This is a genomic window from Amycolatopsis sp. La24, from assembly GCF_029087445.1.
In the GTDB taxonomy this organism is placed as follows: Bacteria; Actinomycetota; Actinomycetes; order Mycobacteriales; family Pseudonocardiaceae; genus Amycolatopsis; species Amycolatopsis nivea.
Window position 1 is genome coordinate 40,441 of sequence record NZ_JARACH010000068.1, and the last position, 12,649, is coordinate 53,089.

12 protein-coding genes are annotated in these 12,649 nt (G+C 71.1%); 2 read left to right on the plus strand and 10 right to left on the minus strand.

The annotated features are described in order from the left end of the window. Nucleotides 1–39: 39 nt before the first annotated feature. The 8 genes from PUT80_RS39095 to PUT80_RS39130 all read right to left on the minus strand — a co-directional run bounded on the left by PUT80_RS39095 (nt 40) and on the right by PUT80_RS39130 (nt 8,405). The gene (locus PUT80_RS39095) at nt 40–645 is read right to left on the minus strand and encodes a response regulator transcription factor (protein WP_037813553.1); all 606 of its coding nucleotides are present in this window, start codon (nt 643–645) and stop codon (nt 40–42) included. Then, nucleotides 642–1,871 (minus strand): sensor histidine kinase, encoded by a 1,230-nt coding sequence (locus tag PUT80_RS39100; RefSeq protein ID WP_275295127.1) that lies wholly within the window; start codon nt 1,869–1,871, stop codon nt 642–644. The genes PUT80_RS39095 and PUT80_RS39100 overlap by 4 nt, the downstream gene beginning before the upstream one ends. A gap of 23 nt (nt 1,872–1,894) precedes the next feature. Then, the gene (locus tag PUT80_RS39105) at nt 1,895–2,635 is read right to left on the minus strand and encodes an ABC transporter permease (RefSeq protein ID WP_275295128.1); all 741 of its coding nucleotides are present in this window, start codon (nt 2,633–2,635) and stop codon (nt 1,895–1,897) included. Further along, nucleotides 2,632–3,561, minus strand: a complete 930-nt coding sequence (locus tag PUT80_RS39110) for an ABC transporter ATP-binding protein (protein WP_275295129.1) — start codon at nt 3,559–3,561, stop codon at nt 2,632–2,634. Before PUT80_RS39110 ends, PUT80_RS39105 begins: the two co-directional genes overlap by 4 nt. A gap of 456 nt (nt 3,562–4,017) precedes the next feature. Then, nucleotides 4,018–5,406 (minus strand): glycine--tRNA ligase, encoded by a 1,389-nt coding sequence (locus PUT80_RS39115; protein ID WP_037813558.1) that lies wholly within the window; start codon nt 5,404–5,406, stop codon nt 4,018–4,020. An 85-nt stretch (nt 5,407–5,491) separates the two neighbouring features. Next, nucleotides 5,492–6,151: a class F sortase gene (locus tag PUT80_RS39120; RefSeq protein WP_043837430.1), complete on the minus strand. Its 660-nt coding sequence runs from the start codon at nt 6,149–6,151 to the stop codon at nt 5,492–5,494. A gap of 501 nt (nt 6,152–6,652) precedes the next feature. Then, nucleotides 6,653–7,291 carry a class F sortase gene (locus PUT80_RS39125; RefSeq protein ID WP_043837428.1) on the minus strand — a complete coding sequence of 213 codons (639 nt, stop codon included), beginning with the start codon at nt 7,289–7,291 and terminating at the stop codon, nt 6,653–6,655. A 4-nt stretch (nt 7,292–7,295) separates the two neighbouring features. Further along, nucleotides 7,296–8,405, minus strand: coding sequence for a hypothetical protein (locus tag PUT80_RS39130; RefSeq protein WP_275295130.1), 1,110 nt, complete (start codon nt 8,403–8,405; stop codon nt 7,296–7,298). Between the two features lie 900 nt (nt 8,406–9,305). On the opposite strand from PUT80_RS39130, the gene PUT80_RS39135 reads away from it, so the two are divergent. Both PUT80_RS39135 and PUT80_RS39140 read left to right on the plus strand, forming a co-directional pair. Further along, nucleotides 9,306–9,668 carry a metalloregulator ArsR/SmtB family transcription factor gene (locus PUT80_RS39135; protein ID WP_037814175.1) on the plus strand — a complete coding sequence of 121 codons (363 nt, stop codon included), beginning with the start codon at nt 9,306–9,308 and terminating at the stop codon, nt 9,666–9,668. A 2-nt stretch (nt 9,669–9,670) separates the two neighbouring features. Beyond that, nucleotides 9,671–10,084, plus strand: coding sequence for a Fur family transcriptional regulator (locus tag PUT80_RS39140; protein ID WP_162473063.1), 414 nt, complete (start codon nt 9,671–9,673; stop codon nt 10,082–10,084). 643 nt (nt 10,085–10,727) lie between these two features. Here the strand turns inward: PUT80_RS39140 and PUT80_RS39145 are convergent. Continuing rightward, nucleotides 10,728–11,483, minus strand: coding sequence for a TIGR03943 family protein (locus PUT80_RS39145; protein WP_037813572.1), 756 nt, complete (start codon nt 11,481–11,483; stop codon nt 10,728–10,730). Further along, nucleotides 11,480–12,499, minus strand: coding sequence for a permease (locus PUT80_RS39150; RefSeq protein WP_275295131.1), 1,020 nt, complete (start codon nt 12,497–12,499; stop codon nt 11,480–11,482). Before PUT80_RS39150 ends, PUT80_RS39145 begins: the two co-directional genes overlap by 4 nt. Between the last annotated feature and the right edge of the window lie 150 nt (nt 12,500–12,649).

Consider the following 12,649-nt stretch of genomic DNA (forward strand, 5'->3'; position numbering starts at 1 on the left):
CTGTCCGGCGCTGGAAAGGCACCCCGATGTCACATCGGGTTAAAGCCAGCCGCGTTCCTCCGACAGCCGCACCGCCTCCGCACGCGTGCGCGCACCCGTCTTCCCGATCGCCGACGACAGATGGTTGCGCACAGTTCCGTCCGACAGGAAAAGAGACTTCGCGATATCCGCGACCGTACTGCCGTCCTTGGCCGCGCTGAGCACGTCGCGTTCCCGTGCGGTCAGCGGACTGGTTCCCGTGGCGAGCGACTCCGCGGCCAGCGCCGGATCGACCACGCGCAGTCCACTGTGGACCCGGCGTACCGCCTCGACGAGCTGTTCCGGCGGCGCGTCCTTCACCACGAACCCGGCCGCGCCCGCGGCCATCGCCCTGGCCAGGTAGCCGGGGCGGCCGAAGGTGGTGCAGATGATCACCCGGCACGCCGGAAGCGCGGTTTTCAGCTCGGCCGCGGCGGTGAGGCCGTCCATGCCGGGCATCTGCACGTCAAGCAGCGCGACGTCCGGCGCCGTTTCCTTCGCCGCGGCCACCACCTCGTCGCCGGTGCCGACCTGGGCCACCACCTCGATGTCGGCTTCCAGGCCGAGCACGGTGGCCAGCGCTCCGCGCACCATCGCCTGGTCGTCGGCCAGCAGCACCCGGATCACGCCAGTCCTCCAGCGGGTTCGGCCCGCACCGCGACGGCGGATCCGTCCGGGCTCGGCTCCGGGACCTCGGCCCGGACGACCCATCCTCCCCCGGGCCGCGCCCGCGCCGTCACCGTGCCCCCGATCGCGGCCACCCGTTCGGACAATCCGCGCAACCCGTTGCCCGGCACGACGTCGCCCGTCGCGCGGCCGTTGTCCTCGATCTCCAGCCAGTCGCGCCCCAGCCGCACTTTCACCTGTTTCGCGCCGGAATGCCGCAGCACGTTGGTGATCGCCTCGCGCAGCACGTAACCGAACGTGCTCTGCAATTCAGCCCGGACGTTGTCGACGGCGTGCGGCAGGTCGGCGTCCACCTCCGCCGCGCGCAACGCCGCCCGCGCCCCGGCGATCTCCGCGGGCAGCGACACCTCGCGATACTCCGACACCGTCGCCCGCACGTCCGACAGCGCCGAGCGCGTGAGCCCCTCGACCTCGCGGATCTCCTGCACCGCCCGGTCGATGTCGCCGGAGCTTTCCAGCACCCGCCGCGCCAGACCGGATTTGACGGTGATCGTGGTGAGGCTGTGCCCGAGCAGATCGTGCAGATCTCGGGCGACCCGCTCGCGTTCGTTGGCGACCGCGAGCGTGCCGATCTCCTGGTTCGCCAGCTCCAGCCTGCGGATCACCCGGATCAGGTTGGACATGAAGAACATCGCCGACGTCACCGAGGCGACCGTGATGACGTCGGAGAGATGCTCGGACAGATCCCCGCGCAGCCACAGGACGAGCACCAGCAGTCCCAGCGCCGTCCCGTTGAAGATCACCGACCAGGCGGCCGGGAACAGGAAGGCCAGCGTCGCGGTCGCGTAGAGCACGACGTACGGGCTGGCGTCGGTGACCAGCGCGCACACCAGGCCCAGCGCCAGCATGCCCGCGCCGAACCAGAGCTTCGCCCGCCGGGGCTGGCGGAACATCGCGGGAAACCAGGCGTAACAAGCCGCGTAGGCGTAGAGCAGCACGCCGAGCAGGATCCGGATCCCCAGCGGCCCGGGGTCCACGATCAGGCCCCGGGTGGCCGGGATCAGGAACGGCAGCAGGAACGCCGCGGAGAACAGCGGCCAGCCGACCTTGTGCGGACCGCGCCCCGGGTCCGGCAGCGGGTCTTCCCACCAGGACGACCGGTCGTTGAGCCCGAACCGGTGCGCGGCGGGCTCGCCGGTCGTCACCTCCCGTCCCAGCGGCCACACGTCGTTCTCCCCTCCCCGCCCGGTCAAACCCGGGCACTGTCCTTACGGTATCGCCTGACCACGACAATCCCGAGCACGAGAGTCCAGGCGCCCAGCACGCCGATCGCCGTCGGCAGGCTCACGAGCAGCTGGTTCGCGACGACCGGCCGGACCAGTCCGAGGACCCAGTAGGTCGGCATGAGCTGCGCGACGTCGTGCATCCAGGACGGCATGCCCTCCAGCGGGATCCAGAGCCCGCCGAGGAAGCCGACGCCGAGGGTGACGATCATGCTGATCGGCTGCATCGACTCCGGCGTGCCGGACTGGCCCAGCAGCAGTCCGAGCAGCACCAGCGGAAGGGTGCCCAGGAAAATGCCGAGGAAGACCCGCAGCCAGCCCGCCGGGTCGAGGTGCACGCCCTGGGAGAAGGCGGCGATGGCCGGCACCAGGATCAGCGCGGGCAGTCCGGCGAGCATCCCGGACAGCGCTTTGCCGCCCAGGTAGCCCGCGCCGGACAGCGGGGTCAGCCGCAGCTGCCGCTGCCAGCCGCCGGCCCGCTCGATGGCGAGCCGCGCACCGTTCGTGGTGGCCGCGGCGAAGGTGCCGAAGGTCATCATGTTGACCATGAGCACGCCCGCGACCGCGACGTGGTCCGCCGCGGATTTGTCGGTGAACACCGTGGCCTGCAAGAGAAACATGATGACCGGGAAGGCGACGACGAAGATCAGGAACCGCGGCGAGCGGAACAGCCTGCGGGTTTCGACGACCAGGTAGGCGGGATTCATCGGACTGCTTCTTCCGTTTCGTCGGAGGTCAGGGAAAGGAACGCGCCTTCGAGGCCGACCGCGCCGATCTCGATGTCGCGCACAGCCGGAACCGCGGCGAGAAGCGCGCGCAAAGTGGTGTCGGAGTCCGAACTGGACAGTGCGACGCGCTCGCCGCGCAGTTCGAAGGAGGTGACCGCGGGCAGCGTCGAGACGAGCTGATCGCTGACCCCAGCCGGCAGCACCGCGCGGATCGTGCGCCCGCCGGCGAGCGCGCGGACCTCCGCGACGGACCCGTCGGCGACGATCTCCCCGGCCCGCATCAGCACGACCCGGTCGGCGAATTCCTCGGCCTCTTCCAGGTAATGGGTCGCGAACAGCACGGTGCGGCCGGTGTCGGTGAACGAGTACATCGACTTCCAGAACTCGCGCCTGCTGCCGACGTCCATCGCCGCGGTCGGCTCGTCCAGCACGAGCAGATCCGGATTCGACACCAGCGCGACCGCGAAGCGCACCCGCTGCTTCTGCCCGCCGGAAAGCTTGTTGGCCCGCCGATCGGCGATGTCCTCGACCCCGGCGGCACGCAGCGCGTCCCGCACCGGCATCGGACGGCGGTGCAGTTTCGCGACGAGACCGACGGTTTCCCGCACGGTCAGGTCGTCCAGCAGCGTGCCGCCCTGCAGCATCGCGCCGATCATCCCCGCGCGCACCGCGTCGGCGGGCGTCCGGCCGAACACCGAAACGGTGCCCTCGTCGGGTTTCGTGAGCCCCAGAACCATGTCGACGGTGGTCGATTTGCCCGCCCCGTTGGGCCCGAGCAGCGCCACCACTTCCCCCGGCGCGATGGTCAGGTCGACGTGGCTGACCGCGCGCACGTCCCCGTAGCGCTTGGCGATCCCGCCCAGCCGGATCGCCGCCCCCGCCGCGATTTCCTGTGTGTTGTCCATGGGGTGAAGCCTGCCGCGCACGGGCGGCCGGTACGCAGGCCGAGCGTCACGACCCGACCGTGACAGGTGTCAGGGGTGCCGGGGGGCAAACGCCGGACGGCCCCTCCCCCGCGGGTGCGGGAAGGGGCCGTCCGGGACGGGTCGCGCGGCGGTCAGCAGCCGAGCAGCCGACCGGCCAGGTACGACTCGACCTGGTCGATCGAAATCCGCTCAACGTGCCGAAACCATGCGCAACCGCGCACGCCAAACGGCCCACCCCCGCGGGTGCGGGAAACGGCCGTCCGGAACCAGTTGCGCGGCGGTCAGCAGCCCAGCAGACGACCGGCCAAGTACGACTCAGTCTGGTCAATCGAAATCCGCTCAACGTGCCGAAACCACGCGTGCGCAATCGCGCACGCCAAACGGCCCCTCCCCGCGGGTGCGGGAAGGGGCCGTCCGGGACGGGTCGCGCGGCGGTCAGCAGCCGAGCAGCCGACCGGCCAGGTACGACTCGACCTGGTCGATCGAAATCCGCTCCTGCTTCATGCTGTCGCGCTCGCGAATGGTCACCGCGTTGTCCTCGAGCGTGTCGAAGTCGACCGTGACGCAGTACGGCGTGCCGATCTCGTCCTGGCGGCGGTAGCGGCGGCCGATCGCCTGGGCGTCGTCGAAGTCGACGTTCCAGTGCTTGCGCAGCCGCGCGGCCAGGTCGCGCGCCTTCGGCGACAGGTCGGCGTTGCGCGACAGCGGCAGCACCGCGGCCTTGAACGGCGCGAGCCGCGGGTCGAGGTGCAGCACGGTGCGCTTGTCGGTGCCGCCCTTGGCGTTCGGCACCTCTTCCTCGTCGTACGCGTCGACGAGGAACGCCATCATCGACCGGCCCACGCCCGCGGCCGGCTCGATCACGAACGGCCGGTAGCGCTGGCCCGAGGCCTGGTCGAAGAACGACAGGTCCACGCCCGAGTGGTTCGAGTGCGTGGTCAGGTCGAAGTCGGTGCGGTTGGCGATGCCTTCCAGCTCGCCCCACTCCTGGCCGGCGTTGAACGCGAACCGGTATTCGATGTCGACGGTGCGCTTCGCGTAGTGCGAGAGCTTTTCCTTCGGGTGCTCGAAGTGGCGCAGGTTCTCGGCCTTGATGCCGAGGTCCTTGTACCAGTCGGTGCGCGCGTCGATCCAGTACTGGTGCCACTGCTCGTCGTCGCCCGGCTCGACGAAGAACTCCATCTCCATCTGCTCGAACTCGCGCGTGCGGAAGATGAAGTTGCCCGGCGTGATCTCGTTGCGGAAGGACTTGCCGATCTGGCCGATGCCGAACGGCGGCTTCTTGCGCGAGGCCTTCTGCACGTTGAGGAAGTTGACGAAGATGCCCTGCGCGGTCTCCGGGCGGAGGTACGCGAGGCCTTCTTCAGTCTCGACCGGGCCGAGGTGCGTCTTCAGCATCATGTTGAAGTCGCGCGGCTCGGTGTACTTGCCGCGGGTGCCGCAGTTCGGGCACGGCACCTCGGACAGGTCGTCCTCGGTGGTGGTCTTGCCGGTGCGCGCCTCGAAGTCCTCGGCGAGCTGGTCGGCCCGGAACCGCTTGTGGCACGAAAGGCACTCGATCAGCGGGTCGGTGAACACGTTCACGTGGCCCGAGGCGACCCAGACCTGGCGCGGCAGGATCACCGACGAGTCGATGCCGACCACGTCCTCGCGGCTCTGCACGACGGTCTTCCACCACTGGCGCTTGATGTTGTCCTTCAGCTCAACGCCGAGCGGCCCGTAGTCCCACGCCGACCTGGTGCCGCCGTAGATGTCTCCCGACGGGAAGACGAAGCCACGGTGCTTGCACAGACTGACGACGGTTTCGATTTTGTTGGCGGGCACTCCACGCTCCGGACGCATGCGGGGACAGTTATCGGAAGGTCCAGCGTATCCGGCCGGTCCCGGGAGCCTCCGCGCAGGTCGGAGGTCACGAACGGGTGACCGGCGAGGCTGTCACGACCCGGTTGTCGTCGTAGCCCTCCTGGCCGCCCACGTAGTCGCCGCCGCACGTGACGAGCACCAGCCGGTGCGGGCCGTCGGGGTCGAAGAGCTTCGCGGATTCGGCGGCCAGGTCCGATTTGTGGATCGTGCGCACCTCGTCGATCTTGTACTCCCACTCCTTGCCCGCGGTGTCGGCGACGGTGACGACCTGTCCCGCCTTCATCTTCCAGAGCTCCTGGAACGGCCCGGACTTGCCCGCCCAGTTGACGTGCCCGGACAGCAGCGTGACGCCTTGCGCGGCCCCGAGGCCGGATCCCCACCAGGCCGCTTCGCCGAGGCTCTTCGGGATCGGCAGCGCGCCGTCCGCGCCGACCTCCTCGGCGATCAGCTTCGCCTGCCCGCCGCCGGGCAGCTTGACGGTGCCGGGGGTCTGCCCGGGGTCCGGCTGGGTGTTGCCGGCCTGGCTGTTTCCGGGCTGGCCGGCGCCGACCTGCGCGGTGCCGGTCTGCTGCGGCGGCTGCGCCGAATTGTCGTTGCCGGTGAAGAAGATCAGCACGGCGGCGATGACCGCCGCCACCGCGACGACCGCGCTCACGACGATCACCGCGCCGCGTTTGCGTGCTGGTTGTGCCTGTGTCCCCTGCATCGTGCTCCCCTGGTCTGGAGGTTTCTCTGGGGAGACATGCGGTGGGGCGGGGATGAGGTTGCACGGACTTTCGCCGGGACGGCGGATGCGTTCGCGATCTTGGTGCTCGCGGGTGGTCGCGGATGAGGGGACCCGTCACGCGCGGCGGTCGCGGCGTGCTGGCGGGGCGGTGGCGGCGCGGTCGCGGCGGGCTGGGCGGCGCAGTCGCGGCGCGGCCGCAGCGTGCTGGCGGGGCGGGCGCGGCGTGCTGGGCGGTGGCGGCGCGGTCGCAGCGTGCAGGCGGCGCGGTCGCGGCGGGCTGGCAAGACGGCGGCGCAGCGGTCGTGGCGTGCTGGGCGGGGCGGACCGGGGTCGCTGAAGCTCGGCCAGCCGGTCCCGCAGGTCTGGCGGCGCGGTCCCGCAGGTCTGGCGGCGCGGTCCCGCAGGTCTGGCGGCGCGGTCCCGCAGGTCTGGCGGCGCGGTCCCGCAGGTCTGGCGGCGCGGTCCCGCAGGTCTGGCGGCTCAGTCCGGCCGGGAGACCAGGTCCGCCGTGACGATCCGGTTCTCGTCGTAACCCTCGGTGCCGCCGACGTAGTCGCCGCCGCAGGTGACCAGGACCAGCCGGTGCGGGCCGGTCTGGGCGAACCAGCCGGGGGCCTGCGCGGGCAGCTGTTCCTTCGGGATCGTGGTGGCACCGGTGACGCGGTAGAGCCAGCGGCCGCCGGACGCGTCGACGATGCTGACGTTGTCGCCGGTGCGGACGCGCCACAGGTCGTCGAAGGGACCCTTCGTGCCTGCCCAGTTGACGTGCCCGGACAGCACCGCCGCGCCCTGCTGCGCGCCGAGGCGGGCGCCCCACCACGCGGCGTCGCCGAGGCCGCGCGGGATCGGCAGGATGCCTTTCTGGGTGATCTCGGTGCGCTTCAGCCGGGCCTCGGAGCCGTCGGGCAGCCGGATGCTGCCGGGGCGCTGCAGGCCGATCGCCTGGCCGTCCGCGGGCAGTTCGGCGGGCGCGCCGTCCTCGCCCGGCAGCGAGCCGGGCGGCGGGTCGGCGACGGCGACCGGGCTCGGCGCGGGCACCCAGGTCAGGACGATCACGCCGGCCGCGATCGCCAGGACGGCGATCACCGCCGACGCGACCGTGAGCACGGTGCGCGGCACGGCCCTATTCGCCGCGGGAGCGGACGACCCGCGCCGCACGGCGCCGGCCGAGCATGATCGCGGCGGCTCCGAAGAGCAGCCCGCCGCCGAGCAGGCCGAAGCCGAGCGGCAGGCGCAGGTCGTCGGACGGCGCGGCGGCCTGCGGTCCGAGGTAGCCGGCCGGGACCTCGGTGGGCACGGTCGGCTGCTGCACGGTGCCCCCGCTGCCCGAGCCGTTGCCGGCCGCGGGGACGAAGTTCTTCGGGATCGAGCAGCTGACGCCGCCGAGCACCATGGTGGTCTGCACGTCGCTGAGCTTGGTGTTCTTGGCGTCGCGCGCGTGCGTGGTGATCTCGACGCGCCAGCCCGCCTGCGCGGTGACGTCGCCGGAGCGCCAGCCGTCCTGCTTGATCAGCTGGTCGAACGCGGAAACGCGGGACACGACGAGGTCTGAGGTCGTCTTGCCGGGGTCGCTCTGCGGCACCGTGGTGGGCGAGCCCATCTTGAGGCCGGTGACGCTGAGCGTCCCGGTGGCGGGCATCGCGACCTGCTTCAGCACGTCGTCCTCGCCGCGCACCCAGACGCGGGCGGCCGTGGTGGTGCCGGTGACCTTGCCGGGGCCGGAGCAGTCGACCGAACTGCGCGCGCCCTCGAGGACCAGCATCGTGTTGCCGACCGCCTTGAGCTGCTTGCGGCCGTTGTCGCGCAGCGCGTAGTTGGTCTCCGCGACGGCGGTGGGCACGTGCGTGGTCTGCAGCGCGGCGACGACCTGGTGGTCGCGGCTCGCGATGCCCTGCGGGTACGGGCTGACCGAGCTGTCCGCGTACTTGCCGAGGTCGATCTCGTAGTTCGGGCCGAAGGTATTGCGCTCGCCGTCGTTCTTCGGCACCGCCACGCGGTCCGTGCCGAGCTGCGACTGGCCCGGGGTGAGCGGGGACCGCTGGGTCTCGGTGATCAGCGCGCCGCCGTGCTGCGGGTCGCCGCCCAGGCGCACGGACGCCACGTTGGCGAACGACACCGGACCGGTCTTCTCGTCGACGGCCTGCCCGGCCTGGGTCTGCGCCGCGGCGGCCGGGGCCAGCGCCGGCAGTGCCACCAGGGCCGCCACCGCGGCCTTCGTCACGAAACGAGTCATGTCTCCCCACTGCCCTCCGGCAACCCCGAGCGATGCGCCACTGTACGAGACGCGACGAATCGCCCCCGAGACAACCTTGCACCGTTCGTCACGACTTGCGAAGCCGACAAGCCACATCTTCACGAACTCACCCGATCGGGTCAATCCGGAACGCCGGTCCCCCGGGCCCCGGCGATCACCGCGCCCGGGGAAGGGAACACTACGATGGCGGCGAAGGTTATCGGCAATGACATCCGGCTTCGGAAACGCCGTCCCCTGGTCGGCGCCCGGCCCTGGGACGCGGCGAGACGGAGCGGACGCGGGACGCGAGTGGAGGCAGCGATGACGTCGGCACCTTCGAGCGCCCTGTCCGACGGTATGGGGGCCGGGTCTCCGGGTTCGGCAGGCCCGGGTGCCGCAGGTTCGATTGCCGCAGGCTCGGCGGCGGCGAACTCGGGTGCCGCAAGTCCGGCTGCGGCGACCTCGGCCGTGAACCACTCCGGTGCGGCAGAAGCGTCTGCTGCGGACTCAGCCGCCCCGGTATCGGCATCGACCGGTGGCGGTGAGGCCTCAGCAGCCCACGCAGCCGCAGCCGGTCCGGCAGCCCCGCACTCCGCGACGACCGAGGCATTCGCAGAACACCACAGCCCGGCTGCGGGCGACTCCGACACCCCGGGACCGACGACGACCAGGAACGCCGAGGCCTCAGTGAAGAACGCTGCCGCAGACCACATCGAGGCAGACAGTTCTGCCGCTCCACCTCCGAGCGCAACCGAGAACACCGCGACTGCCGCCGAGCGCACCTCCGCCGCCGCAGACCAGACCGGGGTAGACAGTCCTGCCGCTCCGGCCCTGACCGCAACCGAGAACACCGGGACCTCCGCTGCCGCGGATGAGGCGGCCGCCGACGGTCAGGCAGAACTGCCCGCGGACCCGCCGCATCCCGTCGACGCAGGCGGCTCGGCGGGGCGGCCCGCCAGTTCCGGGCCTGCGGTCATGCCTCCCGGCGTGCTCGCCGACGCCGGCGAACTGCTCCGGGCGCTCGCCGCTCCGGTGCGGATCGCTATCGTGCTGCAGTTGCGGGAGGCGGACCGGTGCGTGCACGAGCTCGTGGACGAACTCGACGTCGCCCAGCCGTTGATCAGCCAGCACCTCCGCGTTCTCAAGACCGCGGGCGTGGTCCAGGGCGAGCGGCGCGGCCGCGAGGTCGTCTACCGGCTGGTGGACGACCACTTGGCGCACATCGTCGTCGACGCGGTCGCCCACGTGCAGGAAGGGAAGTGACGATGTCCTCGGCCCCCAAACCGGTCCCGGTGCCCGGCCGGCGCTCCACGAAGCAGCGTGCGGCGGTGGTCGACCTGCTGAGCACCGTCGACGACTTCCGCTCGGCCCAGGAGCTCCACGACGAACTCCGCAAGCGCGGCGACGGCATCGGCCTGACCACCGTCTACCGGACGCTGCAGTCGCTCTCCGAGGCGGGCGAGATCGACGTGCTGCGCACCGACTCCGGCGAGGCCATCTACCGCCGGTGCTCGTCACACCACCACCATCACCTGGTGTGCCGCGTGTGCGGGCGCACGGTGGAGGTCGAGGGCCCCGCGGTGGAACGCTGGGCGGAGAAGATCGCCGCGGACCACGGGTTCACCGACATCAGCCACACCGTGGAGATCACCGGCACCTGCGCCGAGCACGCGAGCTGACCTTCGTCCGCGTCGCGGCCCTTGTCGGCACCGCGGGCGTCGTCCGTGTCGTGACCTACGCTCGCGTCGCGGCCCCTCGTAGGCGTCGCAGCCCTCGTCGGCACCGCGGGCGTTGTCCGCGTCGTGACCCACGCTCGCGTTGCGGCCCTCGTCAGCGTCACAGCCTTCGTCTGCAGCGTGGCCCACGCTCGCGTCTCGGCCCTTATCGGCGCCGGGCTCGTCCGCGTGGTGACCGCGCTCGCGTCGTGGCCTGCGTCGGCGTCGCGGCTCTCGTCCGCACGTGACCCACGCTCGGCGCCGTAGCTCTCGTCGGCCAGGCCCGTCGGGCAGGCGACCCGACCGGTGTCCGGCGGCGGAAGCGCTCCGGGCTGGGCGAGGACGCGGGCGTCGAGGGTCCGAGCAGCTTCCGGCAAGCGGAGCCGCTGCGAGGCCGTCGGGCCGCGGGGTTTCGCAACTCTGAGGAACTCGGGACCGATCGTGGACGGGGTCCGTTCGGGGGCTGCTCAAGCGGCGGGCTTGAAACAGCGCACGAAGCAGGACGCTCCGGGGATCAGCCGAAGAAACTCAGGCGCACCGGGCGGGTCGAGGCGGTGGCCCGCGTTCCGAGGCGAGTGCGGCGGGCGTGTCGGCAGCGTTGGCCCTCTTAGTATTCATACGGATCCTTCGGCGCGGTGATCCGTTCGACTGTCACCGGGACCAGGTCCGGCGTGTAGCCGTTGGCCTGGGTCGCGGTGCCCGGGACGATCTGGCCCGCGACGCGCAGCCAGGTGTCGCTCGGGAAGCGGTCGGCGCCGCCGCCTTTGAGGTGCACGGTGACGGGGGCCGCGTCGGCTGCGCAGCAGCTGATTACCAAGCGGGCCAACAAGGTTTGGCCTCCGGTGTGCACGACGAAACCGGAGATCTCGACGGTGCGTCCGTTCATGGTGCCGTTGGCGTCCCAGCCCGCGCGCGTGACGACCTCGTTCATCGCCATCGGCACCACTGCTCCGGCGGGGAGCGGCGGGAACGCGGCTGCCGAGGTGGTCGCGGCGCTGGCGGGAAGGCGTGCTTCGGTGCGGGTGACCGAATCCGCGCCGAGTGCGGGCGGGGCGACGAGGAACACCGCCAGTACCGGGACGACGAGCAACCAGGCTGAGCGCGCGGGGTGATGGTGGTGGCCGTGCGCGTCTGGATGTTCGGTGTCTGCTTCGGATTCGTTCGCTGCTTTCGCCGCGGCGCGTGCGGCTGCGATGTCGCGGATGATGGCTGTCGCGCCCAGCACGAGCATCACTGCGCCGCCAGCGATGATCCATGGTTGCTGGGCTGGTTTTACGTAGCGCAGGTAGTCGCCGTTGAGCGCGATCTTCACCAGGGCGCCGCCCAGGAGGATCAGCAGGACGTTCTGCGTTTCGCGCCTCATTGGACGCCTCCGAGGAAGATCACGCCCGCGACGGTCCCGCACGCGATCGCCACCACGAAGGTGACCGGGGCGAACCGTGCGGCGAAGGAACGGCCAAAAGTGCCGGTCTGCAAAGCGAAAAGCTTGACGTCGATGGCCGGGCCGACCACCAGGAACACCAGCTTCGGCAGCAACGGCACGGCGGTGAGCGAGGCGGCGACGAACGCGTCGGCCTCGCTGCACAATGCGAGGACCACGGCCAGGACCGCCATCACCACGACGCCGACGATGATCTGCCCGGACAGCACTTCAAACCACTTCGCGGGCACGAGAACGTTGAGCGAGGCGGAAATCAGCGCGCCGAGGACGAGGAATCCGCCTGCTTCCACGAGGTCGGTGCGGGCGGTTTCGGCGAATACGCGCCATCGCTGTCCCGATTCGACATCGGGCAAGCGGCGCAGCGCCCGTTCGGTGATCCAGGAGAGCTTGCCCCAGCGGGCCCAGATCCAGCCCATCACCATCGCGGTGGCGAGCGAGCCGGCGAACCGCGCGAACACCATTTCCGGACGGCCGGGGAACGCGACCGCGGTGGCCACCAGCACGACGGGGTTCACCGCGGGCGCGGCGAGCAGGAAGGTGAGCGCGGCGGCGGGTGCGACACCTTGGCCGATCAACCGGCGCGCGACGGGAACCGACGCGCATTCGCAGCCGGGCAAGGCGACTCCGGCCAGCCCGGCGACGCCGACCGCGGCCGACGCTTTCTTCGGCAGCACCCGTTCCAGCGCGCGGGCGGGCACGAAGGCGGCGATCGCGCCGCTGATCAGCACGCCGAGCACGAGGAACGGCAGCGCCTGCACGCACACCGCGACGAAGACGGTGGATCCGGTGCGCAGCGCGGGCACGTCGAAGAGGTCTTGGAGCTTGTTTTGCGCCAGGACCGCGACCAGCAGGACGGCGCACAGGATCTCGATGGAGCTGATCCGGAAGCGCCGCGTGCGGGGGCGTTCCTCGGCGGCCTTGTTGGAAAGGGTTTCCACGAAGGCGATGATGCCAGCCGGGTCCGACAGAACCCCAGCCGCCGGTGGTGCGAGGGGACCCCTCGCGCCGGTTTTGCGTGAATGTCACCCAATTGGGAGGGAGGAAGGGGCGGAAACGGGCGGCGGTGCGGGGATGAGATCGGAAGAGCG

What these genes read in the sequence shown, in the direction of transcription:
- PUT80_RS39110 (WP_275295129.1), bottom strand. Translation starts at nt 3,561, where the DNA reads ATGGACAACACACAGGAAATCGCGGCGGGGGCGGCGATCCGGCTGGGC.
- PUT80_RS39140 (WP_162473063.1), top strand. Translation starts at nt 9,671, where the DNA reads ATGTCCTCGGCCCCCAAACCGGTCCCGGTGCCCGGCCGGCGCTCCACG.
- PUT80_RS39145 (WP_037813572.1), bottom strand. Translation starts at nt 11,483, where the DNA reads ATGAGGCGCGAAACGCAGAACGTCCTGCTGATCCTCCTGGGCGGCGCC.
- PUT80_RS39105 (WP_275295128.1), bottom strand. Translation starts at nt 2,635, where the DNA reads ATGAATCCCGCCTACCTGGTCGTCGAAACCCGCAGGCTGTTCCGCTCG.
- PUT80_RS39130 (WP_275295130.1), bottom strand. Translation starts at nt 8,405, where the DNA reads ATGACTCGTTTCGTGACGAAGGCCGCGGTGGCGGCCCTGGTGGCACTG.
- PUT80_RS39120 (WP_043837430.1), bottom strand. Translation starts at nt 6,151, where the DNA reads ATGCAGGGGACACAGGCACAACCAGCACGCAAACGCGGCGCGGTGATC.